This is a genomic window from Capsulimonas corticalis (assembly GCF_003574315.2).
GTDB lineage: Bacteria > Armatimonadota > Armatimonadia > Armatimonadales > Capsulimonadaceae > Capsulimonas > Capsulimonas corticalis.
Genome location: NZ_AP025739.1, coordinates 855477 through 879870, shown reverse-complemented (window position 1 = coordinate 879870; position 24394 = coordinate 855477). Strand labels below are relative to the sequence as shown.

At 62.6% G+C, this 24394-nt stretch carries 19 protein-coding genes; 11 read left to right on the top strand and 8 right to left on the bottom strand.

The window, feature by feature from the left end; all coding sequences use genetic code 11:
• Nucleotides 1-153: 153 nt before the first annotated feature.
• Together mfd and D5261_RS03845 are read left to right on the top strand one after the other, a co-directional pair.
• Complete coding sequence (mfd, locus tag D5261_RS03850; protein ID WP_119323453.1) at nucleotides 154-3759, top strand: transcription-repair coupling factor; 3606 nt, start codon at nucleotides 154-156, stop codon at nucleotides 3757-3759.
• A gap of 134 nt (nucleotides 3760-3893) precedes the next feature.
• Nucleotides 3894-4502 (top strand): hypothetical protein, encoded by a 609-nt coding sequence (locus tag D5261_RS03845; protein WP_119323452.1) that lies wholly within the window; start codon nucleotides 3894-3896, stop codon nucleotides 4500-4502.
• Nucleotides 4503-4523: 21 nt separating this feature from the next.
• Here the strand turns inward: D5261_RS03845 and D5261_RS03840 are convergent, their stop codons facing one another.
• Both D5261_RS03840 and D5261_RS03835 read right to left on the bottom strand, forming a co-directional pair.
• Nucleotides 4524-6923 carry an EAL domain-containing protein gene (locus tag D5261_RS03840; RefSeq protein WP_165864465.1) on the bottom strand — a complete coding sequence of 800 codons (2400 nt, stop codon included), beginning with the start codon at nucleotides 6921-6923 and terminating at the stop codon, nucleotides 4524-4526.
• 197 nt (nucleotides 6924-7120) lie between these two features.
• Nucleotides 7121-7912 (bottom strand): glucose 1-dehydrogenase, encoded by a 792-nt coding sequence (locus D5261_RS03835; RefSeq protein ID WP_119323497.1) that lies wholly within the window; start codon nucleotides 7910-7912, stop codon nucleotides 7121-7123.
• Between the two features lie 166 nt (nucleotides 7913-8078).
• Here D5261_RS03835 and D5261_RS03830 point away from each other — a divergent pair, with 166 nt between their 5' ends.
• Nucleotides 8079-9809 carry a 3-keto-alpha-glucoside-1,2-lyase-like domain-containing protein gene (locus D5261_RS03830; protein ID WP_119323450.1) on the top strand — a complete coding sequence of 577 codons (1731 nt, stop codon included), beginning with the start codon at nucleotides 8079-8081 and terminating at the stop codon, nucleotides 9807-9809.
• An 86-nt stretch (nucleotides 9810-9895) separates the two neighbouring features.
• Here D5261_RS03830 and ada read toward each other — a convergent pair whose 3' ends face one another.
• The 3 genes from ada to D5261_RS03815 all read right to left on the bottom strand — a co-directional run bounded on the left by ada (nucleotide 9896) and on the right by D5261_RS03815 (nucleotide 12937).
• Nucleotides 9896-10987: a bifunctional DNA-binding transcriptional regulator/O6-methylguanine-DNA methyltransferase Ada gene (gene ada, locus D5261_RS03825; protein ID WP_119323449.1), complete on the bottom strand. Its 1092-nt coding sequence runs from the start codon at nucleotides 10985-10987 to the stop codon at nucleotides 9896-9898.
• 136 nt (nucleotides 10988-11123) lie between these two features.
• Nucleotides 11124-11798, bottom strand: coding sequence for a TetR/AcrR family transcriptional regulator (locus D5261_RS03820; RefSeq protein ID WP_119323448.1), 675 nt, complete (start codon nucleotides 11796-11798; stop codon nucleotides 11124-11126).
• Nucleotides 11795-12937 carry an Lrp/AsnC family transcriptional regulator gene (locus D5261_RS03815; RefSeq protein WP_119323447.1) on the bottom strand — a complete coding sequence of 381 codons (1143 nt, stop codon included), beginning with the start codon at nucleotides 12935-12937 and terminating at the stop codon, nucleotides 11795-11797. Before D5261_RS03815 ends, D5261_RS03820 begins: the two co-directional genes overlap by 4 nt.
• Before the next feature lie 116 nt (nucleotides 12938-13053).
• On the opposite strand from D5261_RS03815, the gene D5261_RS03810 reads away from it, so the two are divergent.
• The 4 genes from D5261_RS03810 to D5261_RS03795 all read left to right on the top strand — a co-directional run bounded on the left by D5261_RS03810 (nucleotide 13054) and on the right by D5261_RS03795 (nucleotide 19609).
• Nucleotides 13054-13956 (top strand): LysR family transcriptional regulator, encoded by a 903-nt coding sequence (locus tag D5261_RS03810; RefSeq protein ID WP_165864464.1) that lies wholly within the window; start codon nucleotides 13054-13056, stop codon nucleotides 13954-13956.
• Nucleotides 13957-14053: 97 nt separating this feature from the next.
• Nucleotides 14054-15523: a hypothetical protein gene (locus D5261_RS03805; protein WP_119323445.1), complete on the top strand. Its 1470-nt coding sequence runs from the start codon at nucleotides 14054-14056 to the stop codon at nucleotides 15521-15523.
• A 38-nt stretch (nucleotides 15524-15561) separates the two neighbouring features.
• On the top strand, nucleotides 15562-17073 hold the full coding sequence (locus tag D5261_RS03800) for a hypothetical protein (RefSeq protein ID WP_125206193.1): 1512 nt from the start codon (nucleotides 15562-15564) through the stop codon (nucleotides 17071-17073).
• Nucleotides 17074-17248: 175 nt separating this feature from the next.
• Nucleotides 17249-19609 carry a PAS domain S-box protein gene (locus D5261_RS03795; RefSeq protein ID WP_165864463.1) on the top strand — a complete coding sequence of 787 codons (2361 nt, stop codon included), beginning with the start codon at nucleotides 17249-17251 and terminating at the stop codon, nucleotides 19607-19609.
• Nucleotides 19610-19618: 9 nt separating this feature from the next.
• Here D5261_RS03795 and D5261_RS03790 read toward each other — a convergent pair whose 3' ends face one another.
• Both D5261_RS03790 and D5261_RS03785 read right to left on the bottom strand, forming a co-directional pair.
• Nucleotides 19619-20149, bottom strand: coding sequence for a general stress protein (locus tag D5261_RS03790; RefSeq protein WP_119323442.1), 531 nt, complete (start codon nucleotides 20147-20149; stop codon nucleotides 19619-19621).
• 110 nt (nucleotides 20150-20259) lie between these two features.
• A complete protein-coding gene (locus D5261_RS03785; protein WP_119323441.1) occupies nucleotides 20260-20649 on the bottom strand; it encodes a DUF8459 domain-containing protein in 390 nt (129 codons plus the stop codon).
• Between the two features lie 218 nt (nucleotides 20650-20867).
• On the opposite strand from D5261_RS03785, the gene D5261_RS03780 reads away from it, so the two are divergent.
• The 3 genes from D5261_RS03780 to D5261_RS03770 all read left to right on the top strand — a co-directional run bounded on the left by D5261_RS03780 (nucleotide 20868) and on the right by D5261_RS03770 (nucleotide 22692).
• Entirely contained in the window at nucleotides 20868-21623 is a 756-nt protein-coding gene (locus D5261_RS03780; RefSeq protein WP_125206192.1) for an SHOCT domain-containing protein, read from the top strand.
• An 88-nt stretch (nucleotides 21624-21711) separates the two neighbouring features.
• On the top strand, nucleotides 21712-22143 hold the full coding sequence (locus tag D5261_RS03775; protein WP_125206191.1) for a hypothetical protein: 432 nt from the start codon (nucleotides 21712-21714) through the stop codon (nucleotides 22141-22143).
• Between the two features lie 186 nt (nucleotides 22144-22329).
• Nucleotides 22330-22692 carry an STAS domain-containing protein gene (locus D5261_RS03770; protein ID WP_125206190.1) on the top strand — a complete coding sequence of 121 codons (363 nt, stop codon included), beginning with the start codon at nucleotides 22330-22332 and terminating at the stop codon, nucleotides 22690-22692.
• An 8-nt stretch (nucleotides 22693-22700) separates the two neighbouring features.
• On the opposite strand, the gene D5261_RS03765 is transcribed toward D5261_RS03770, so the two are convergent.
• Nucleotides 22701-23480: a ribonuclease H-like domain-containing protein gene (locus D5261_RS03765; protein WP_119323437.1), complete on the bottom strand. Its 780-nt coding sequence runs from the start codon at nucleotides 23478-23480 to the stop codon at nucleotides 22701-22703.
• Nucleotides 23481-23620: 140 nt separating this feature from the next.
• On the opposite strand from D5261_RS03765, the gene D5261_RS03760 reads away from it, so the two are divergent.
• Nucleotides 23621-24367, top strand: a complete 747-nt coding sequence (locus D5261_RS03760) for a hypothetical protein (protein WP_125206189.1) — start codon at nucleotides 23621-23623, stop codon at nucleotides 24365-24367.
• The last annotated feature ends 27 nt before the right edge of the window (nucleotides 24368-24394 follow it).

Sequence of the window (24394 nt, the reverse complement as noted above, 5' to 3'; positions counted from 1 at the left end):
GACATCGTCTCGTGCGGGTATAATGATACGTTAGACACAAATATTGAGGCTTGGGCGTTTAAACCGCCGAAGCCCTTTTGTGCGTCTGAGACGCGTTTTTCGCGTCCGGAGACGCACGATTTCCCCTGTTTTCCCGTGGAAGGAACGAACCGGATGGATTTGCGCGAACTGCCGGCGCTGGTGGACGATCTCCCTGCTTATCACGAACTCAAGAAACGGATCGCGGCGGGCGGCCTGACTCAGATCGAGGGGCTGCCGGTCGCGGCGAAGAGCTTTATCCTGGCGCAGCTCGCGCGCGAGCTGGGGCATCCGATTGTCGTTGTAACCTATAACGCCGACCAGGCGGCGCGGATCTGCGCGGATCTGGCTCGGTACGGGGTGGAGGACGACGCGCTTGTCAACCTCGCCGCATCCACCGAAACGCTGGTCTTCGCCGAAGGCGCGCCGGACCTTGCGGTCCTGGGACGGCGGACGGCGGCCCTGCAAAAGCTGGCGCGGGGCGAGGCGCGCCTGGTCGTCGGCCCGATCGGCGCGTTTCTCCAGCGCACCGTCGCTCCCGAAGCCCTGCGCGACCGCAGCGTGACGATCACGGTCAACGAAAGCGTCGAAATCGCGGACTTAGAAAAGACACTGGCGGGCTTTGGTTACGACCGCGTGGAAGCCGTGGAGAATCCGGGGCAGTGGACCCGGCGCGGCGGCATTCTGGACATCTTCCCCGGCGACTCCCTGCGCCCGTTCCGGATCGACTTCTTCGGCGATGACGTGGAAAGCATTCGCCCGTTTGATGTGGAATCCCAGCGCTCGGTCGGCAAGGTCGAGACATTAGCCGTCCACGCCGTGCGCGAAGCGCCGCTGACCGAGGACGCCGTCGCCGAGGCCGTTGCGCGTCTCCAGCGCGAACTGCCCGGGCGGATGGCGCAGCTGCGCAAGACCAACGAAGAGGGGCGCGGCGCCGAGCACGCGGAACGTCTGGAAGAGCGCATCGAAGCGGATATCGCGCAGCTCAGCTCCCGAACATATTTTGACCAGACGGAGTACTATCTCCCGTATCTGGAGCCGCGCGAGATGTGCGCCCTGGACTATTTGCCGGAAGGCGCGCTGCTGGTGCTCGACGAGCCGAACCAGGCGAAGGCGCGTCTGGAGCAGATCGAAAAGGAAGTGATCGAGATCGCCCAGACGCGCGCGGCGCGGGGCGAGTGGCTGACCGATGAAACTCCGCACGCCTGCGGCTTCAGCGCCGTTGTCTCGCACGCCGCGAAGTCTCCGGCCACGGTGATCTTCTCGCTGCTCGGGCAGAAAGTCGACGGCCTGCGCGCGTCCGACCCGATCTCCACGCAGTCGGGCGCGATGGAAAGCTTCGCCGGACGCTTCCCGTCGTTCTTTGAAGCGCTGGACGGCTGGCTCGGCGCCCGCTTCCGCGTCGTGCTCGTTACCGAGCAGTCCCAGAAGATCCGCGAGCTGCTCGCCGACCATAAGATCCCGGCGTCGCCGCAGGACCGCCTCCAGCCCGGAGGCGAGGGCGGGGTATACGTGCTGGACGGCAGCCTGCTCGGCGGCTTTAAGCTCGCCGAAGCCGCGCTGATGGTCGCGACCGACACCGATATCTTCGGCCACCGCGCTCATCAGAAGCCCAAGAAGCGCGCTTTCAAAGAAGGTCTCAAACTTACCTCCTATCTGGAGCTGCGCGAGGGCGACTATGTCGTCCACATCAACCATGGCATCGGATATTACGCGGGCATTACGCGGCTGAAAAGCAAGGACGGCGCCGAGCGGGATTATCTGCTGCTGGAGTATGCCGGCGGCGACAAGGTCTATGTCCCGACGGATCAAATCGACCGAGTCCAGAAGTACATCGGCTCCCAGGAATCCACGCCCACCGTCACGCGCCTGAACAGCGGCGAGTGGTCCCGCGCGACCAAGAAGGCGCAGAAGCAAGTCCAGGAGATGGCGGCGGACCTGATCAAGCTCTACGCCGCGCGCAAGGCCGCGACCGGCCACTCCATCGCCCCGGACACGCCGTGGCAAATGGAGATGGAGGAGGCGTTCCCGTATCAAGAGACGCCCGATCAGCTCGCCGCCATCGAAGACGTGAAGCGCGACCTGGAAGACGACAAACCGATGGATCGCCTGATCTGCGGCGATGTCGGCTACGGCAAGACCGAGGTCGCGATCCGGGCCGCCTTCAAAGTCGTCAACGCCGGCCGCCAGGTCGCCGTGCTCTGCCCGACGACGATTCTGGCTCAGCAGCATCTCGTCACGTTCCGCGAGCGGCTGGCCCAGTACCCCGTCAAGATCGAGATGCTTTCGCGATTCGTCTCCAAGGCCGAGGCGGACCGGACGATCAAGGCGCTGGCCGAGGGCAATGTCGATATCGTCGTCGGCACCCACAAACTGCTCAGCAAGGACGTGAAGTTCCGTAATCTGGGAATGCTGGTGGTCGACGAGGAACAGCGCTTCGGCGTCGCGCACAAAGAGCGCATCAAGGCGATCAAGAAGAATGTGGATGTGCTGACGCTGACCGCGACGCCCATCCCCAGAACGCTGCACATGTCGCTTTCCGGCATCCGTGATATGAGTCTGATCGACGATCCGCCGGAAGGCCGCCAGCCGATCAAGACATATGTCAAAGAGTACGACGACGAACTGATCCGTGAAGTGATCCTTCGCGAGCTCGACCGGGGCGGACAGGTCTACTATCTGCACAACCGGATCGAAAGCATCACGCACGTCGCCGAGCATCTGCGCCGCCTCGTTTCGCAAGCGACCGCCGAGATCGCGCACGGCCAGATGCATGAGGACGACCTGGAAGACGTGATGCTGCGCTTTGCAAACAAGGAGTTCAACATTCTCGTTTGTACGACGATCGTCGAGAGCGGCCTGGACATCCCGAACGTCAACACCATCATCGTGGACAACGCCGACAAGCTCGGCCTCGCGCAACTCTACCAGCTGCGCGGCCGCGTCGGCCGCTCCAAGCGGCAGGGTTACGCCTATCTGCTTTACCGGAAAGACAAAATTCTCTCCGAAATCGCGGAAAAGCGCCTGGGCGCCCTGCGCGAGTTCTCCGACCTCGGCTCGGGATACAAAGTCGCCATGCGCGACCTCGAAATCCGCGGCGCCGGCAACCTGCTCGGCGCCGCCCAATCGGGGACTGTGGCGACGGTTGGCTTCGATCTCTATACGCAGCTGCTCTCACAGGCGATCAACGAGCTGAAGGGCGAGGATATGGAAGCCGATTGGGAGCTTCCGAATGTCGCGCTGCCGCTCGACGCGCACATCCCGCCGCGTTACATCCCGAGCGAAGCCGAGCGCATCCTGATCTACAAGAAGCTCACCGCCGTCCGCCGCATGGAGGATGTCGCGCGCATTCAAGAGGAGCTCGAAGACCGCTACGGCGATCCCCCGCGCTCCGTCTGGAACCTGCTCGCCACCCTGCGCCTGCGTCTGCGCTGCCTGGAAGTCGGCATCGGCAATATCGTCGCCGAAAAACGCCGCGTCGCGATTCGTTTTCAGGGAACCCACATCCCGATGGACACGATCAAGAAACTGGCCCGCCTCTACATGCAGCACCAGTTCCTCCCCGACGTCGTCTTCCTCGCGACCCCCGACACTCCCGCCCGCATGCTCACAGCGGTGGAAGAAATGGTCGAAGTCCTCGCCAAAGCCCTCCCCAAAGACGGCCAGCCCGGCGTCGTCGACTCCCCCAAACAGCCCCCGCGCCCCGTCGGAAGAACCGGCGTACGCAGCGCGTCGGCGTAAATGCTTGTCCTCACCAACCCTTCATTGTCATCTGCGATGAGGGGTTTTGCATTTCTGAGATACTCCATTTACCACGGCGCTACCCATCTCCGATATAGCTTACGTATTTCATATTCGTTTAAGGGAGTTGGGCCATGCTGCGCGGGAATCGCAAGTCGACGCCGAAGGTTGTGGATGGGACGGTTCGGAAGAAGAACAAATGGACGCAGAGTCCGGATTACTTTTGGGCTCCGACGCCGCGCATGGTGCAGGTGGATCGTCAGCGGCCGGGGGATGGGTACAAGCATGTTCTCAGCAAAAACGATGTTTATCGCTTTCTAGAACTGCTGCCGGATTGGAACTGTCTGGCCGTTGGCCTGAATGCGATTGTGCTGTCGCCGGGTGGGCATGATATGGCTGGTTGCTATTATCATCTCGGTGTGATTGAGGTTTGCGCTTGGGAAACAGGCCATTGGATCGAATGCAACGAAGGCTTCTACAACGACCATCGGGAAGTTTTTGAGCGTCTGGGCGTGCCGTGTGAAGCGATGGACGATGGATATTATCTCTGCAAGTTCGATGAGGCGTCGATTCGCGATTACCAATTGCTGCACATCTTATTGCATGAATTGGGGCATCATCACGATCGGATGACTTCACGGCGGCAGAAGAAGATTGGGCGGGGCGAAGAGTACGCCGAGGATTATGCGCTGCGGTATGAGGCGCGAATTTGGGACGCCTATCACAGGGAGTTTCGGCGGTAGGCGTCCGGAAGTGTTTTATTGTTAGGCGGCGCGGCGTTCGATGTTGTCGCTTTGGTTCGTGAGGAATTGATTCGTGAGTAGCTCGGTGAGCGCGAGGCTCGTCAAAGGGCGGGAGAAGAGGTAGCCCTGGCCGCGGTCGCAGCCCATGCCGCGCAGGAGGGCGCGCTGTTCGTCGGTCTCGATGCCTTCGCTGGTAACGCGCAGGTTCAGGGCCTTGGCGAGTGTCATGATCGCCTGCACGATCGCGTCGGATTCGCTGTTGCTGCCCAGGCGCTGCACGAAGGATTGGTCGATCTTCAGGGTGTCCACCGGGAAGTTGGCGAGGTACGACATGGAGGAATAGCCCGTGCCGAAGTCATCCACGGCCAGATGCACGCCAATCGCTCGGAGCTGCTCCAGCTTGGCGATGGTGTCCTCGGGACGCGCGGACATCAGGCTTTCGGTGATCTCCAGCTTGAGGCTTGCGGGCGGCAAGCCCGAGCGCTCCAGTATTTCCTTGATCTCCTCGATCAGCCCCTCCTGCTGGAACTGGCGGGTCGAGAGGTTGACGCCGATCAGCAGCGAAAGATTCTCGGAATGCGCCTCGCGCCATTCCTGGCCCTGGCGGCACGCTTCCTCCAAAACCCATTTTCCCAGAGGTACGATCAAGCCGGTTTCTTCGGCGATGGGAATGAATTTGCCGGGCGGAATCAAGCCGCGCGTCGGATGCTCCCAGCGCACCAGGGCTTCGACTTCACTGATCTGCTCCGTCTCCAGGGAGACGATCGGCTGGTAATGAAGTCGCAGCTGGCCCTGTTCGATCGCGCGCCGCAGCTCGCTTTCCATCTCGAGACGCTCGGCGGCGCGGGCGGTCATGCTGCGGTCGAAGGTCACGGTGACCGCCTTACCGGAGGCCTTCGCCTGATACATCGCGATGTCGGCGTCCCGCAGCAGTCCGTTGGCGTCGCCGCTGCTGTCCAGACTCAGCGCCAGGCCGATACTTGCGGTCACGAACATATCCCGGCCCTGAATGCAGAGGGGTTGCCCCATCTCCGCCGCGACGCGCTCGGCGATCTCGGCGGCCTCGCCTGGCGCCGCGTCCTCCAGAAGGATCGCGAACTCATCGCCGCCGAAGCGCGCCACGGTGTCCTGCTGGCGGACTTTGGAGAGCAGGCGCTGCGCCACAATCGTCAGAAGGTTGTCTCCCGCCTCGTGGCCCAGACTGTCGTTGACGACTTTGAAGTTATCCAGATCGATGAAAAGGACGGCGACATCCATTCCCTGGCGACGGGAGCGCGCGAGGGCTCGGTCCAATCGGTCCATGAGCAGCGCCCGGTTTGGCAGTCCCGTCAATACATCGTGGAACGCCTGATGCTTGAGCTGCTCTTCAAATGCGTTGCGCTCCGTGATATCCCGGTACGTGAGCGCGATTCCGGCGACGGCGGGGTCGCCAAGCTGGTTGTTCACAATGACTTCCGAGCTGCGCCATGACCCGTCGCCGTGCAGGATGCGCAGTTCCGTCGTGACGTTGCGCCCCGGGGTCTCCAGCGCCTGCGCCAGCAGGGCTTGAGACCGCGCCTGATCGTCGGGATGAATCCAATCTCGTCCTTGTGTGCCAAGCACCTTTTCCTCGGGCACGCCCCAGATGGAGACAACCGCCGAGCTGATGTAGCTCACCTTGCCTTCGCCGTTTAAAATGGCGAAGACATCGAGCGAATTGGTGATGAGCGCCCGGAACCGCTGCTCACGCGCCTGAAGCGCCGTCTGCGCCTGACGCCGCTCGGCGACTTCGTTCTCCATATCGCGCATGACGCCGGTCAGGTAGCGGGTGGTGAAGAAGCCGATCGTCCCCCCGGCGGCGAGCATGGCGATCAGCAGGCAGATCACCCAGGTCTTGCTGTGAAGATAAAGCTGTCGTGTGCGGACGCCGTACCAGACGCCGTGGCGATAGTTCCAATCCGCCATCCGGTCCGTCAAGTCTCGCGTCTTCAAAAACTGAACGCGCATCGCCCCGCTGAGCTCCGCGTAAGTCAGGTCCTTATTTTGCCGCCGGCTGATCGGGAGCACCGCTTCGTGCATCGCGAGGTAGCGGCTCCAATCGGCTTGCAGTCGTCTCAGGTTATCGACATCGTAAGAGTCCATGGCCGTGCGCCCGTACTCCCGCAGACCTTCCGCCGCCTCCGCTTCCGCGACCAGCATATCGTTTTCCAGTCCCGGCTGATCCGCGGACGGGGCCAGCGCATGCTCCATCTCTAGCGTGCGCAGCCGGCGCGCGTTCACATGGAACTCGCCCAGCCACTTCTCCCCCGCGACCACTTCCCCCAGCATCCCCTCGGACGCCTGGGTCATGCTGGACATCTGCACGAGCGCCATACCCCCGACGAGCGACGCCAGCAGCAGACAAAGCCCAAAGCAGGCAATCAGCTTAGAACCCGTTGTCAATTTCCGAAACCGATTCATGATAAAGGTACCCTTGAGCCGCCGTTCTCTGCACTGCGCTGAGATATCGCCGGCGAAGCCTCCAGTATAAATGCGTTTAGCCGCTATCTTATATCGGCGCTTCTCTCAATCTTCTCTAGCCAGAAAACGACAAGGCAGTCAAGGACTATTTTTACGATTGCCTGCTATGGTATGCGTTTTTAGCCGATAAACGATCCCCCGGAGACGTCCAGGCATTGGCCTGTCACCCATCGGCTGTCCGGGGAGGCGAGGAATGCGGCGGCGTCGGCGACGTCTTCGGGGGTTCCGATCCGGCCGAGGGCGGCGATGGTTTCGCAGTACTGGCGCGCGGCGGGGGCGCTGAGCATTTGGGCATTCATGTCGGTGTCGATGACGCCGGGGGACAGCGAGTTGACGGTGACGCCGCGTGGGCCGAGCTGTTTGGCGAGCAGCAGGGTGAGGGTGTTGAGCGCTCCTTTGGTCATGGAGTAGGGGGCTTCGGCCGGGTAGCCGATGCGCGTGACAACCGAGGAGACGTTGATGATCCGGCCGCCCTCCCGCAGTCTGGGCAGCGCTTGCTGGACAATGAAGAACGGCGCTTTGACGTTGACGGCAAAGACTTCGTCGAAGATCGCTTCCGTGGTGTCCTCCAGCGCTGTGCGGGGAGCAATGGCGGCGTTGTTCACCAGGATATCGAATTGATCCGTCCCGCAATGCTTCCGTAAGACGGCGTCCAGCGACTCGAAGAGAGTCTCGACGCCGCGCAGGGTCGCCAGATCCGCCGAAGCGAGAAACGCCTGGCCTCCATTGTCAGTGATCTCTCGCTCAAGTGATTGCGCGGCTTCTGTATTGCGATTGTAATGAACGACGACTGCGGCTCCTTCCCGCGCGTACCGAAGCGCAATCGCGCGCCCAATTCCACGGCTTCCGCCCGTGATAAGCGCGATCTTGCCTTGTAAGGTCCCGCCGGCGGGCGCGGCAACGTTTTGCATCATTTCCATCTCCGATCTTTTTGTTCTGAGCAGAGTATAACGCGTTCCCGATTCCCGGCGCACTCCGAAAATTGCTTTGGAATCTCTTCCCTCATGCGCGATTTGATGCAACGTTACAGCTATAATAAACGTCAGATGTGTCACCGGGAGAAGAAGGGGCCAGACAATGAAAGTGCGAACGTTTACGTCCGCGGCGCTGCTGGCGCTGGCGTGCTGCGTGTGCTTTGGAGGGTATGTCGCGCGGACGCGCGCGAATGCGCCGGGAGGGACGCTTTATGCGCTGCGCGACGCTCAGGAAAACATCGCCTATGCGCGAGTCATCCGGCTGGAGCATAGCGGCTCTCGCAATGGCGTGCTCCTGTCGACATTTGAGCGCTGGAATAACGATGAGTCGCCGGGCAGTTTTTTGATCCAGCAGAGCCGTGACGACGGCCAGACCTGGAGCGCTCTGGGAACGGCGTCCGATGGCGAGCGCGGGCCGGGGCATCCATGGCCGATCATGTGGCAGCCGTTTCTGTTTGAACTGCCGCAAGCTCTGGGACGCTATCCGGCGGGGACGTTGCTGCTGGCCGGCAATGTCGGTTCGCGCGGGGCGAAGGACACTCACTTCCAGCTCTGGCGCAGCGCCGATCATGGCGCTCATTGGGACTACGTTTCGACCTTTCAAACGGGAGGAAGCGTGAACCCGGGACGGGGCATCTGGGAGCCGTTTCTTGGACTCGATCGGCAAGGCCGGCTCGTCTGCTACTTTTCCGATGAGCGGCAGTTTGCGACGCACAGCCAGATCCTGGCCCATCTCGTCTCGGACGATGGGGGCGACACCTGGGGACCGGAGGTCGCCGATGTCGCCAGCGACCGGCAGGCCGATCGTCCGGGCATGGCGACGGTCGCGCGGCTGAGTGACGGATCGTATTTGATGAGCTATGAAGTCTGCGGACCGCCCGGCTGTGAGGTCCATGTGAAACGCTCGCCGGACGGGGATCGCTGGGGAGAATCGCCCTTCGATCTGGGCGCTCGACCGGAGACCCCGGATGGCCGGTACCTGATCGGCTCTCCCTATCTGGTTCGGACGCCAGGACCGAACCGGGAAGGCCGGCTGATGCTCGCGGCGCATTCGGCGAGTTTGACCAAAGGCGGCGGCGCGCCGGAAAGCGGGCAGATCGTCTTACTCAACTCCCGCTCCGGGCGCGGCGCCTGGTCGTGGATGCCGGCGCCGTCCCGGCCTTTGTATTCACCGTCAGGGAACGCGAACACCGTTTACAGTCCCTGTCTCTTACCGTCGCGCGACGGCAAGTCCATCCGTTTGACGGTCCCATCGGGCGGCGCTCCGCTCGGGCGAGAAAGCACGCAGGCGGGTCCGACGGATCTGCTGCCGTACCGCGACGATTTTGCCGCCGGAACGGACGCCGGCTGGATCGACTATGGCGGAGAGTGGTCGCTGAGCGGCGCCGCCTACGGGAGCGCGGGCGCCGCGAAGGCCGTGGCGGGATCGACGGGTTGGGCGGATTACAAGCTGGACGCCGATATCAAGCTGCTGTCGCCGGGACAGGCCGGCCTTTTGTTTCGCGTGACGGACCCAGGGGCTGGGCCGGACGATGTTCACGGTTACGCCGCGCGCCTCTCATCCGTCGGCGGCGCGCTTACGCTCGGCGAGGAAGACCGTGACTGGAAACCGTTCGCGTCCGTGACGCTGCCGGAGGGCGTGCGGATCGGCGTCTGGTATCACATCACTGTTCGCGCCTCGGGCGACTCGCTGGACGCGAGCGTTCAGCGCGCCGGCGAGCGGGCAGCGGAGGTGAAGGTAAAAGCGCGCGACGCCTCCAGTCCATTTGGCGCGATTGGGCTATCGTCCTGGGACGCGCAGGCGTCGTGGCGCAATGTGAAGGTGACGAAATAACCGCAAAGCGGACGCAATGACGCGCCGAAGCTTATGACCGGATCGGTCATGAGCTTCGGCTGGGACAGCGCGGCGAAGGAAATCCGTCAGGCGCCTGCTTCCCGGTCCAGCAGGGCGCGTTTGCGTTCGACGCCCCAGCGGTATCCCGACAGCTCGCCGTCGGTGCGAACGATTCGGTGGCAGGGGATCGCGACGGCGATGGCGTTCGACGCGCAGGCCTGGGCGACGGCGCGTACGGCTTTGGGCTTGCCGATGCGCGCCGCGATGTCGGCGTAGCTCGCCGTCGATCCCGGGGCGATCTCGCGCAGCGCCTGCCAGACTTGCTGCTGGAAGGCCGTTCCCCGGATGTCGAGAGGGAGGTCGAGACCGCGCGCGGGCGTTTCGATCAGGCGGACCACTTGCGCGACTGTGGTTTCGAACTCTTGATCGCCGCCGATCAGCTGCGCCTTCGGAAATCGGTCCTGAAGATCGCGGGCGAGCGCCTCCGGATCGTCGCCCATCAGGATCGCGCAGACACCCTTGTCCGTCGCCGCGACGAGGATCGGTCCCAGGGAGCTTTCGCCGATCGCGAAGCGGATCACGGCGCCCGCGCCGCCGGCGCGGAAGGCGGTGGGAGTCATCCCAAGCAGCCCGTTGGAGGCTTCGTAGAACCGGCTGTTCGACTGATAGCCGGCTTCATAGATCGCCTCGGAGATATTCGCTCCATGGGCGATCTGGTCGCGGACGCGCCGCGCGCGATGGGCGTCGGCGTAAGCCTTCGGCGTCACGCCGGTGACGGCTTTGAAGATCCGATGGAAGTGAAAGCGGCTGACGCCGGCGGACTCGGCAAGCGCGTCCAGCGCCGGCGCTTCGTCCGACGCTTCGATCAGGCGGCACGCCTCCGCGACGGCGGCGGCGCGCCGCCGCGCCAGAGAATCTCCATCGGGACGGCATCGCTTGCACGCGCGAAAACCCGCCAGCTCCGCGTCGGCGCATGTCGCGTGGAATTGGATGTTGACGCGGTTCGCCGGACGGGACGCGCAGGAGGGACGGCAATACACGCCCGTCGTACGCACCGAATAGTAGAATGCGCCATCGGCCGCCGCGTCGCGCCGCGCAATGGCGTCCCAGCGCTCGTCGTCGCTCAGCAGCATCGGTGACGCCGTCGTCGCTTCGCATTCCTGGGTCATAGTTGTCATCGGATTGCTCCTCCCACGGCCAGGGACGCCGCGTCCCCGTTTCATGACTCTAGTATAGCGCAGCGGCGATTCCCAGCGCACCCCGATCCTTGCTTTCGAATCCTGTCTCTCTGGCCGGCGTGAAAGTGATGTCTTTTTACAGGGCGCGGCGGTCGAGGACGCTGCGGGCGATGAGGTCGTGGAATGCGCGCCTCATCTCGGCGTTCCCCATTGGCGATTGCGCCTCCGAAGGCGGCAACGGAAAGGGGCGCGCGCAGCCGAAACATACGCCAAGCTGGAGGGCCGCCGTCCGGCGGGCGTGCATCGGCCGGAACTGCCCGCACGCCATCCCTTCCTCGATCAAACGCTCGAAATGCGAGACGATGTTGTGGGCGGCCTCCGCGTTCGCTTCGCTCAGCGCGCAACGAGATAGGATAGCCTCGGTCAGCAATTGAAACCCTTCGATATGCCGGTGCTCGGCGACGAACTCCGCTGCGGCGTCGTGCGCGTGCAGGAGGTTGGCGAGCGGGTCGGCGGCGGGCTGGCGGGACGCATGGAGCGCCCGCAGGAGCGCGTCCAGGTCTTCCCGAAGGATGGCGGCGTAAAGGCGTTCTTTGCTGGGAAAGTATCGGATGATCGTCTCAGGCGCCATCCTCACCGCCCGCGCGATCTCACTGACAGTCGTCGGTTGATATCCCTGCGCCAGCAGCAGGACCCGCGCCGCCGCAAGGATGACGCGGATCGTCGCGACCGTCATGATATCGGCGGGGCGCCCATCGCCCCACTCGCGCGAACCTTCCGAAGAACTGGGGACAGTCTCCTGGTTGTTCATCGCCGGAGCGCCTCTTCGCTCCGGGGCGCATGCTGTAACCCCACGGAATCGCTCCAGCGACGATACGCTTCCGGGGTGATCTCGGAGGGCTTGATCTCACTGCGTCCGCCCCAGAAGACGCTGGTGTAGTGGACGGGAATCCCCAGGTTCGCCAGATGCGCGTCCATGGACGCTTTGTGCGCCAGCAGGATATCTTTGTCCTGGCCGTGGGCGACGGCCATCAGATTGACATTGCCGAACTCCGGTCCCGCTTCGCGCCAGTAGGCGTGGGTCAGGATCGGGAAGCGCCCGATTTGAAGTCCCGCCTCGATTTCGCGTCCCTCGGGGACCGCCCAGTGAAAGAGCGCATTATAACGCGTGACGCGCCGGCCGTCCGCCGGTTTGACGTGTTCGAGAAATGTCGAGAAGCGCCCGATGACGCCGCGCTCGTCCAGCGACCGCGCGGCGGCGTAGAATGTCTTCCTGCTCATATTCGCCTCGTCGATCCGCGCGCTCCAGAGATCGCGGACGATCTCCTCGGGCGTGAACTCACGCTTGAGGGCGCCGAGCACGCGCCAGTCCCGGTCGGACAGCGTCACAATGTTCGTGTCCTGCGCGTCGGCCGGCGCTTCCGAACAGTCGCCGACGGCCAGACCTTTCCGGCGCACATGTCCGACGCCCAGCACAAACAGTCGGCGAGCCGGCATGAGGCGATAACTCTCGGCCCCGACTTGCGCCGCGAGAAATTCGGCGTGGCGCTCCAGAGAAAAGCCCTGCGGCGTCTTGATCGTCGTCCACAGCCGATACTGCGCGCCGGGCGTCCCCGCGTCCGTCGAGCGGATCACGACGTGCCCGGAGAAGGGATCCTCGCGGAACATATAATCGAACGCGTCCTCGAGTCTGCTTTCGGGGATCTTCCAGGCCGCGAGCGCTCCCTGCGCCAGATTGATCGAAAGCAGAGTCTGCCGCACGCGCCGGATCACGCCGGCGCGCAGCATGGCCCGGACGCGCTCGATCACAATGTCGACCTCCACGCCGGACCCCGCCGCGATCTGCCCGAATGGATCTGGCTGGAACCCCCGCAATCGATCTTCGCCGATCGCGAGGATGCTCGCGTTGACAGGATCGTCAAACGCCGTCGGCGTATCCCAATCTCTCATTGTCTTCCCGCCTTTCTTCCCGATTTGTCTCTTGCGAGAGCACTGGACAAGAGTATGGCTCGCTGTGTATAATGAAATCAAATCATTTTTCACATGATTGCATGAAAGGCGCTCATATGAACTTGAGTCAACTGGAGCTTCTGGTCGCGGTGGTGGAGACTGGCAACTTCTCCGACGCCGCCGATAAGATTGGGCTGACGCAATCGGCGGTCAGTCATGGATTGGCGAAACTGGAGACGGAGCTTGGGGTGACGCTGATCGAGCGGGGACGGCGCGGCGTGTCGCTGACGGGGGCGGGACAGGAGGTGCTGGTCCATACCCGCGAGGCGCTGGTCTCGCTGGAAGCGATCCGTCAGGCCGCCGCCGCCTCGCGCGGCGTTTCGGCGGGCCGCATGCGGCTGGGGGCGGCGTATCCGCTCTCGGCCCGTCTGCTGGTGGGGATCCTGGGCGAGTTTCAGCGGCAATATCCGGATGTCGATCTGGTGTACTTTGAAGGCACGGCGCGCGAGGTTGAGGAGTGGGTGGCGGGAAGCGTGGTGGACGTCGGGATCGTGCTGCATCCCACCCCGAACGCCGAGAGCCGATTGCTGGTCGAGGACGAAATCTGCGTGGTCTTTCCGGCGGACCACCGCTTCCGGCGTCTGGAGATGGTCAGCGCGGAGGAACTTGTCCGCGAGCCGCTGATCATCCCCAAGTCGGGGTTCAAGCTGGTGACGGAGACGCTGCGCAAGCTGGGCGAAGGCGACGCCCGGCTTCGCTTCCAATATACGGTCAGCGATCCGCGCACGATCTTTCTGATGGCGCGGGAGGGGCTGGGGGTGGCCTTCATGCCGCGCACCACGCTGCCCGACGATCTCGACGGCCTGATGTGCCTGCCGATGGATCCGCCGTTCCACTTCCGCGTCGGCCTGGGCGTACGGTCCTGGGAGACGGCCACGCCCGTCGCCAAGCTCTTCACGCAAACCGCCGAGGCGTGGGCTGCCTCCCATGGCTTCCTGCCGCATGGGCGCCCCAAGTAAACGAAAACAAGCAAACGAAAATCGGAGCGGCGAGACACGAAACCTTGACGGGCATTCTCCCGTTGTCTGCTTATGAAATTCGCCGGGAGGCGCCCTGATGACCGTTCGCCACTTCCTCATATGCTCCGTCGCCGCCTTGCTTTGCATCTCGCCGCCGCCCGTTCGCGCCGCCGCTCCCGGCTCATTGGGAGACGGCCATGGAATCTATCTGGGGGAGAGCAAGATCCTGGATGTCGAATCCACGCGGCAGCTTACGCTGCGTGAGAACGTTCTGGAGTACCAGTTCAGCCCGTCGGGCGAAAAGATCGCCTATGTGACCTCCGTGGACGATCATGGGGATCGCTATTTCGCCATCAAGATCGTGGATACCTGGCGGCAGGATCCTGAGATAAAGACACTGGTCAAAATGCCAATCGCGAAAGACGCGAAGGACCCCGAAGATTTCCCTTTCCTGAGAATGGTCGGGTGGGCCGGGGATGACCGATATCTTCTCTTTAAGCGCATCGAACTTTTGCTGGACCATAACATGGCGCTGACCTCGGTCCATTTGGAATCGAGAGACCTCACTATGGCCGATGGCGCCTCCGATCCTACTCCCGTCGAGTCGATTGATACCGAGCAAAGCCAGGGTTCACTGGAATACGCCTGGGCGTCGGCGCACGACCAGCTGCTCGTGGATCGAGTGATTTTCCACTGGGACGGGAAGCCGTCTCGGCGTGAGCGGAGTTATTATCTGTACGATCCTCTGACCGCGAAGCTGCGGCCTCTGACCGTAGACCCGGCCGATGTGATACTGGGCTGGGTGGACGGCGCGCATCTCTTGATGGTTCGCACGGTCAAAGGCGCGAAGCCCGCCTACCGTCAATACGATCTCGCGACCGGAACTGCATCGGACGCGTCGCAGCCGGAGTGGTGGGATAAGTTTCCCGATCTGCATCTGGATGAACTGCATGATCTGCAGCCGGCGTCCGATCCCAAGGATCCTTCCCTGGTCCTGGCTGTCGTCGACCACCGTTTGCCGGCCGCGCAGGAACTCGATCAGGCTCCGGCCTCCACCGTCTGGATTCAGCGCGATTCCGCAATCAAAAGATTCAGCGTGCTTCCCTTGGGCGTCACGCCAGGCTACTATAAGCCGCAAGCGCAGTGGTCGCCGACCGGCAAAGCCGTGGCCTTTATCGCGCACGGCGATTTATTTCTGACAACTCTCGTGAAGCGCCCGGCCAATGCTTGGGAGAAACTCGCTGTCGGTGAGACATTGAACTGCGACGAAGAAAAGCAGATCGCGACGTCCAATGTGAAGCAGATCGGGCTGGGAATTATTCAATACTCCCAGGATCACGACGAGAACTATCCCTCGGTCACTGGATTTCACGACAAGATCTATCCCTATATCAAAAGCGAGAGTGTGTTTTCCGTGGGCGGCCACGCCTTCATTTATCACGCGCCCGCCAATCTGTCACTGGCGAGTCTGGATGCTCCGGCGGAGCTGGTCATTGGAGAGATGGACATGCCCTGCGCGAGAATCGTGCTCTACGCCGATGGGCATGTGAAGGCGCAGGAAAAGTAAAATCGCGGATGGCGATTTCTATCGCGAGGAAGAAGTTCATGAAATTTCGCCGTGTTTTGACTTGTGGGATCGCTTCGATATGTCTCTGGATTGCGCTGCCGGTCGCCGCCGATCGGCTCGATAACAGTGTTCCGGGGCAGTTGGGCGGCGTTCATGGCGTTTATCTGGGGAGCGGGCGGATTTTGGAGGCTTCGACGGCGCGTCAAATGACCGTTCGCGGTCATCTCTCCGAATTCCAATACAGCCCGACCGGGGAGAAGATCGCCTATCAGAGCCTTGTGATCGATCATGGCGCGAAGTCGACGGCGATTAAGTTCGTCGATCCGTGGCGCAGCGAGCCGGTGGAAAAGACGCTCGCCAAAAGCCTGGCCTGGGGGTTGAACGGCGAGCGCCCGCGCGACCAAATCTCGATGGCGGGCTGGTCGGGCGACGGGCGTTATCTGATCGTCCAGCGTCTCGCGGCGCTGGACGGCGCGGATCTGCCGATGTATGGAGATTTCGCGAATCCGGCCCGAGTCGATTTGACGTACGAATGTTACGATACGCTGGGAGATCTGGCGTCGCCCAAAGTCGTGCGCATGGGCGTGGTGAGACCCGGCTCGGTTCCGACATTCGCCTGGTCGCCGGACGGCGCCCGGGTCCTTCTTGAGGCGACCATTCAAAATACGGACCCGGCGGACGCCGCCGGCGGCCATCCGGAGCTGATCGTTTATCGCCCGGGGGACGATATGCAGCAAAATATCCCCTTTCTGACCGGGCATGTGATTCTGGGATGGCTGGACGATCGATCGCTGCTCTTCAAAAAACGTCCGGCGGCGAGAGGCGAGGCGACTCAGTATGTCCGAAGCGATCTTGCCGGCGGGGCCAGTGAGAGCGTCCCAATGCCGGACGACTGGGAGGCGCATCCGGGCCTGCGTCTGGGGGCCGGCTTCGCCGACGCAGGCGCGCTCGATCCGAAATCGTCCCTGCTAACGCTCGATGTCATTCCCGAGACGCTGCCCGATTCTGACCGTATGGACGATGTTCGGGCGTTCGCGATCTGGATTCGGAACCGAACGGAGAAAAAGAAGTACGCCGCCGCTCCGCTGGGGGTAACGCCGGGCGGCGATCCCCCGCGCCCGCAGTGGTCGCCAACCGGCGAGGCGGTCGCGTTTCTCTCACACGGCGATCTGTTCGTCACGGACCTTGTGAAACGGGATGCGACGGCGCGGGAAAAACTGGACTCCGGCGAGCAGCTGAGCTGTGAGGAAGAAAATCTGATCGCCGCGTCCGATCTGAGACAAATCGGTCTGGGATTGGCGCAGTACGCTCAGGACTACGATGGCCGCATGCCTCCCGCGCCCGGCGTTCAAGATCGGGTATTCCCGTATCTGCAAGATAACAGCCTCTTTTCTCTGGGAGACAACCAATTCGTCTACCGGGGAAACAGTCAAATGATCGTGGCTGACATCAAGTCTCCCGCCGATCTTGTCATCGGCGAGATGGACACGCGATGCGCGCATCACTATGTCTACGCCGACGGCCATATCAGCTCGGTTTCGAAGCCGTGAAGACTCGTAAGATTCTAGGGAATCCGTCCGTGCGGCGCCTATAGATTTACCGGGCTCGTTCCGATACTACAACTGGAAAGCCGACGCGTTTGAACGCGCCGGAAATCTCAGGTATTTGCACGCTACGCCACGCCGCACGTCCGGGCAGAGCGATCACTCACGCATGAATACGCCTATGCTGACGAACGAACCCGCCAGAATCAGTGCGCTGCGGCGCTATCGGCAGATGGACTCGCCTCGGGAAGAGGCGTTTCACGATATCGCCGCGACAGCCGCGGCGCTTTTTCAGGTCCCCATCGCCGCGATTACGCTCGTGGACGACTCGCGGGAATGGTGCAAGGCGATCGTCGGGGCGGATATCGCCGAGGTCCCCCGCGCCCTTGCGTTTTCCACGCTCGTCCTCGAACAGCCCGATCTTCTCATCCTTTCGGACGTCTCTTCGGACGCCCGTTTTCAAGGCAACCCGTTTGCCGTCGCTCCCGCCTGCGTGCGTTTTTGTGCGGGCGCGCCTTTAACCACCCCGGACGGCTTTGTTCTGGGCGCGCTGCTGGTGATGGACCGCGCGCCGCGCGAGTTCGACGCCGAGGCGAGGGAGGCGCTGCGCCGGCTGGCGCGGCAAACGTCCACGCTTTTGGAGATGAAGCGGTCGGTCGCGCATCTGACGTGCGTGATTGACAAGCGCAAGCGCGTCACCAAGGCGCTGGAGGAGCGCACCCGCAGCCTCGCCGCCCAGAAGCAGGAACTGGAGGCTCGGACTCAGGAGCTGGAGATCAGCAACGAGGACATGCACGACGGCGCGATCCTTTACGAATATGCGTCTCAGCGTTTTCTGGAGCTGTTCCAGGGGCTGCCAGTCGCCTGTCTGTGCTACGACGCCAAGGGGCGCATCTTCGAATGGAACCGCGCTTTTGAAACTCTGTACGGCATCGGCGCGGAAGACACGCTGCTAAAGCCGATCTGGGAGGCGATCTGCCAGCCCTCGGAATCGGAGGCGATGAAGGATGTGGTCGCCCGCGTCTTCGGCGGCGAGACGTTTGAAGGCATCGAGCGCGCCGACCTGCGCGCCGACGGCAGCGTTTGCTACGTTCTGTGCAACGCCTTCCCGATCCGGCACGCCGACGGCGGCATCATTGGGGGGATCTGCGCCAACGTGGATATCACCCAGCGCAAGCAGACGCAGGAAGCCCTGCGGCAGAGCGAGGAGCGCTACCGACAGACCTTCCAGCATCACGGCGCGGTGAAGCTGCTGATCGACGCGCAGACGGAGGAGATCGTGGACGCCAACCCGGCGGCCTGCGCCTTTTACGGCTGCTCGTTTGAGGAGATGCGTCGCCGGACGATGTCCGATATCAACGTCTTTGACGACGGCAAAGTCGGCGATGAGATGGCGCTGGCCGCCGCCGAGGATCGCCCATACTATAACTTACGGCATCGCGTCGCGAACGACGAAGTCCGGGATGTCGAGGTGCATACGGGACCGGTCAATATCGGCGGGCGCCTGCACCAGTACTCGATCGTCCACGACGTCACCGAGCGGCGGCTGGCCGAGATGGCGCGCCGGGAATCCGAGCTGCGATTCCGCTCCGTGACGCAGTCCGCGAACGACGCCATTGTGACTGTGACGCAGGAAGATCAGATCATTTCCTGGAACAACGGGGCCCGGAAGATGTTCGGCTATACCGAGGAAGAGATCTTCGGCCGGCAGCTCGATCTGATCCTGCCGTCGCTTTACGCGAACGCCGCGCCTGGAGATAAGTCCAAAATCCTCAACCGCACGATTGAGATTGCGGGACGCCGGCAAGACGGCGGGGAGCCGCCGCTGGAGCTTTCTCTCGCGACCTGGGATACGGAGCAGGGGACATTCTTCAGCGCCGTGATTCGCGATATCACCGAGCGCAAGCGCTATGAGCGCCAGCTTCAGGAGCAGATGGAGCAGATCAACAACTACAGCGTGGAGCTGGAGTTCCATAAGAGCCGCCTGGAATCGATCAACCGCAAACTGGAGGAGCTGGCCAAGCTGGACGGCATGACCGGCCTGAAGAATCACCGGGCGTTCCAGGAGCGGATGGAGGCGGAGTTCACCCGTTCGATGCGGTATACGATGCCGCTGTCGCTGCTGCTGCTCGATATCGACAACTTCAAGGCGTACAACGACAGCTTTGGACACCCGGCCGGCGATGAGGTTTTGAAATCCGTCGCCCAGATCCTTCAGGACAACGCGCGGGGCGTCGATCTGATCGCGCGCTATGGGGGCGAAGAGTTCGTCGTCATCCTGCCGCATACGGACAGCGACGGCGCCGTCGCCATCGCCGAACGGTTCCGCGCGGCGATCAACGCGGGCCAGTGGGCGAACCGGGCCATCACCGTCAGCGTCGGCGTCGCCACGCTGACGCCGGCGATCATGGAAATCCCAGTGATGATCGAGTACGCCGACAGAGCGCTCCAAGCATCCAAACGCACCGGCAAAAACTGCGTGACCCACGCCGACAACGCCGGCGAGGCTCCCGCGCCCGCCCCGCTCCCGGTCAAGCGTTAAGACGACGCCCTAAACCACGCCGCTCGATGCGCCGACACTGTTGCCGATATCGAGCGCGCGGTGGGTCTGGAAGATACTCGCGGCGCGGTCGGCGGAATCCGAATCGGCCTTGACGGTGACGAGCGTACCGCCGCGACGTACGCCTTCGGCGTAGTAACGCGCCTCATCTTCGGGAACGCCGACATGGATAAGCGCGCCCATCAAACCGCCGGCCACCGCGCCGACGCCGATTCCGGCGATCGCCGCGGCGATGGGGCCGGCGGCGACGATCGGTCCGATACCGGGAATCGCGAACGCGCCCAGCCCCACCAGCAGTCCGGCGACTCCGCCGATCACCGCCCCGGTTTCCGCTCCCCTTGTCGCTTCTTCGCCGGTGGTGTGGTGAACGCCGCCCGCCGTGGTCTCATCGTACGCGCCGTCCTCATCCCCGTTGGCGATCACGCCGATATCGCCGCGCGGGAAGCCCGCCTGGATCAGCTCCTGAACGGCCGCCTGCGCCCGCGCCGAATCTTCGAAAAGCCCGACTACTGTTTTTGCCACGTGACTGCTCCTCTGCCTGCGCTCGATCTCCAAAATCTTGAAGCCGCAGCGCCGAAATTCCCTCTATAGAAATATCCGGTCCGAAACGTTCGGGCTGGGCGAAAATCCGATTATTTCGCCTGGGTCAGCGACGGCAGGATGCCACGCATGTTGTCCGCCCAGGTCTGGGCGAGCTCCATGGGAGTGCTCTGGTTGTACCGGGCCGTCGCCCAGTCGGCGGTCAGCAGCAGCTGGCCTTTGACATTGACGACCGCTTCATTGCCGGACGGCTCCACGGTGATGTCGGAGGCGGCGATCGGTCCGTGTCCGAGCGCGAGGTTGACGCGCTGCTGGATCTGGTCGGCGCGCTGTTCGGGCGTCATGCCGCCGGCGGCGACGCGGACGCGCATCACGGGCGTGCCGCCGACAAAGACGGCGCTGGAGGACGCCGGCTGAGCGCTGGCGGATCCGAGAGCGGCGAAAACGCCGAGTGCGGCGAGAATGGGATATCGTGCTTTCATGTGATGTTCCTTTTGCGGCTCGCGCAATGCGCGGTCAAAAACTATAGTGAACTCTTACCCATTCCAGACCGTATAACACACATGCGGCGTCCGATTGACGGCGCTTGCGGTTCATGCTACGATGAGGGAATATTACGGCGCCAGATTTTGCGGCGACGAACATTCGAAATTCCAAAGAGGGGACAGAGTTAATGGCGTCTTATAAAGAGAAACTGGTAATGACGGAGCCCCCGGACGTGGTTATGCTGGCGTGCCAGCGGGCGGCGGTGTCGCTGAAGTGGAAAGTGGTCGCGCAGGAGCGCACGCGGATTGTGGTCCGGGAGACACAGCAGGCGGAGCAGCTCCAGATCCCCGTGCAGGTCGAGGCGAAGATCCTGCCGCTGTCCGAGGGGAGCGGGGTAGAGATTGCGGCGTCGAACGTCGGGTTTGGCTCCGCGCAGAATCAGCGCGTGCAGGCGCAGGCGGCGGCCTTTCTGAAGAAAGTGCGCTACGAGATCGACCGGCCAAATATGGAGCGACGGCAGCATGAGATGGAGGCCGAGCGTCTCGCGCAGATCCAGCGCGAGCGGGAAGCCGACGAGCGCGCGTCCATCGAAGAAGCCGCTCAGCGCGCCGCCGCGCGCGCCTCTATCATGCAGCAGCTGCACAGCGCGCCCGCCGAAGCGCCCGTTCATTCGACCGCCACGGCTACGGAAGAGCATCCGGAGCCCGCCGCCCCCGTCGTCCCGGCGGAGACGCCCGCAGCGCCCGCGCCGGAAGCGCCCGCGGAGACCTTCGATTCGCTGCTGGAGCATGTCTCCGCCGCGCCAAGGCAGTCCCCGTCCTCCTACGCGACTCTGGGCAAAGACACGCAGGCCGCCGCGCCGCCGACGGATCTGGTGGCCGATCTGGAGCGCCTCTCCAATCTTCACAAAATAGGCGCGCTCACCGAGGATGAGTTTCGGATGGCGAAGCGAAAGCTCCTGCGCCTTTAACGCCGTTTGTCATTCAAGCCGTCCGCCCCTGGCGGATTACCGGGAGAGATTCGCAAGGCCCCGCTGCGGCGGGAATAGGAAACCGAGAATGAGAACGCGTTCCTCTATGGCGGCGGTCGCCATATTTTTAGTCCTGGGGGCGGCCTGCGTCTTCGCCGCGCCGCCCGCGCGGGCGGCCGGCAAGTACGCCGTGGCGGGGATCGATCACGACGCCTCCGTGGCGCTCTTTTTGCGTACGCTGAAGATCGCCGCAGCGAACAATGACGCGAAGAAGATCGCCTCATTGGCGGCGTTTCCGCTGCACACCAGCGTCCACGGAAAGCCGGGTCAGACCGTGAGTCCCGCCCTGTTTCTTCGGCGTTACCCGGCGATCTTCACCCCCAAGGTCAAGAAGGCCGTCGCGCGCCAGCGCGAGAAGGACCTTTTCGTCAACTGGCGCGGCGTGATGATCGGCGACGGCGAGGTCTGGTTCGCGCCCGTCAAAGGCGGCCGCCTCAAGATCATCGCCGTCAACAATTGATCTGATGACGTCTTGGACGCCGCGCTCTCCGCGCGGTGTCCAAGATTCTCCCGCGCTTTCGCCTGCCTGACTCTGATTTTTCTGTTTGCCTCCGCCTCGTCCGTGGGTAATAATCGAGTGGCCGGCACGCCGCGCCAATTCCCCCTGCGCGCCCGACGGGCGATGATTTGGAAAGGCGATCCATTCGTGAGTATTATTCAGCGTCTTCTGGGACGTGTGCTGCTGCTGCGCTGCGACGGTCCCCTGGACGGCGCGGGGTTATCCCCGCAGGATGTTTTGGACCGAGTGCGCGCCAGCGGCGCGCGCGTCGTTGTCGTAGACGTCACACAGTCCCCGTATGTCGACTCGAACGGTATTCGATGGCTGCTGAAGCTGCAAGGGTTTCTGGAGGATCTGGGGCGTCAGCTAAGAATTGCGGCGCGCCGGGGCGCGGGCGTGTGGAGAATTCTGACGATGATGGGGCCGGTGACGCGCCGGCTGCAAATTTTTGAGGGGATTTCCGGAGCCTGGAAGGCCCGGCCGGCGCAGAGCGCGCCGGCTCAATCTTAAACCGGATCTTACGCCGTGACGATTTCGGACGGAAAGCCGCTGTCCGCGCGCATGCGCGGCAGCGCATAGTCCAGTAAGAACTTCATGTTGACGACGTCTTCCTGATTGTAACTCAGGAGAAGCCGCAGCGCTTCTTCGGAGTGGCGTCCCCCGCGACGATATTCGCGCCACAGACGAATCGCGTCGGTTCCAGACAGCCCGTCTGCTTCCTCCACGCGCGCGATCCCCAGCTGCTTTTCAATACTTTTCAGGCCGCCCCGATGCCCCAGGCGCTTGAGCAGCGGACACAGGTCGACGTGAAACCGATCCGCGAAGACGCTTTCCAGCACCGGGAAACGGCGCTTCAGAAACGGGATATCAAACCCCGTCCCAAAGAACGTCACAAACCCATCATAGTCCTGGCATTCAAAGGCGAACTGCGCCAGATTCTTGTCCTTCAGATACGTATGCGTCTCGAAGCCGTCGTAGAGCCCGATCACGGTAATGGAATCCGGCCCAAATCCCCCGTCCGTCTCGATATCCAGATATCCGATCTTGGAGAACTCGCTCACCGCGCGCCAGTGTTCTTTTTTTGCGAGATTATGCGCGAAGTAATCGATCCGCGCCTCCTCCAGCGCCGCGATACTATCCGCGACCGTCGTCTCCAGCGCCTCGCGATGCCGCGCCGGCAGCCGAAGCTCCTGGGCGCGATCTTGATAGGATTTCCAGTCGATGGCGCCCTGGCTCCAAAGCATCTGCTCCGTCGCGGGTCCGACGCCGGGGGCGTGTACAAAAGTGGATGTCAGCATAGTAGTTCTCAGCAATAGTATGCGGGACGGGACGGGTGAATGTCAAGCAAACATCGAACATTTGTCCTGGGGTTGTCCGCGATAGGTTTTAATGGTAGGATGGTGTACGCGATCTCATATTCAATTGTCTGGAGGATCTTATGCGCGGATCACGATCGACCATTTTCGGAATTGCGGCGGCTTGCGCCCTTGGCTTCACTTGTTCGTGCCCTGCGGCGCCAATGCCGCCGCGTCCCGCGAATAATAAGCCGCTGTCGGCGCGCCCTCTCGCGAGTTTTGAAAACGCCAAGCCTGTTCCCAAGTTTTCCATCTCCTCGGTCGCCAACGCCGCAGGACTGCGCCTCCTGCCGGAGGCGATCCATCGAGCATACATGATCGCTCCTTTAACCAACGATCAGAAGCACACGCTGTTAGCAACCAGCTCTCATCCGATGCAGGCCAATTCGCTGACCATCCCCTACGCCAGCCTCAGCCCCAGTCATGAGAGTGAGCCGGGACGCGCCGACATCATGCTCATCGCGCCGTGTTTGGTAATGAACGTTACTCAAGAGCCTTCGGCGTTTTTCGCCCCGTCTTCCCAGTCGATTGGTCCCTTTTCCAGCTCGCTGAAGCTGAGCGTTACCTCGCCCGGACCCGGTCTCTATCTTGCCGACCTTGTTGTTTTTCCGATGGGGATCTTCGGCCCAACTCCGGGAACCGTGAATTTCGATATCTTCGGAACAGACGGCGCACAGCAGACGACGCCGCTTCCTGGCTCCGACGCTCCGCAGCATTTGACTTTTCTCATCAGCGCCCCGTCTGCGGGGGACTATCCTTATACGATTTCGACAAAAGACTCCTCCTGGGTGTTTACTTCCTGTACGGTGACCAAAGTGTCGGGGCAGTAGCCCGCGACGCACAACGCGATTACAAAG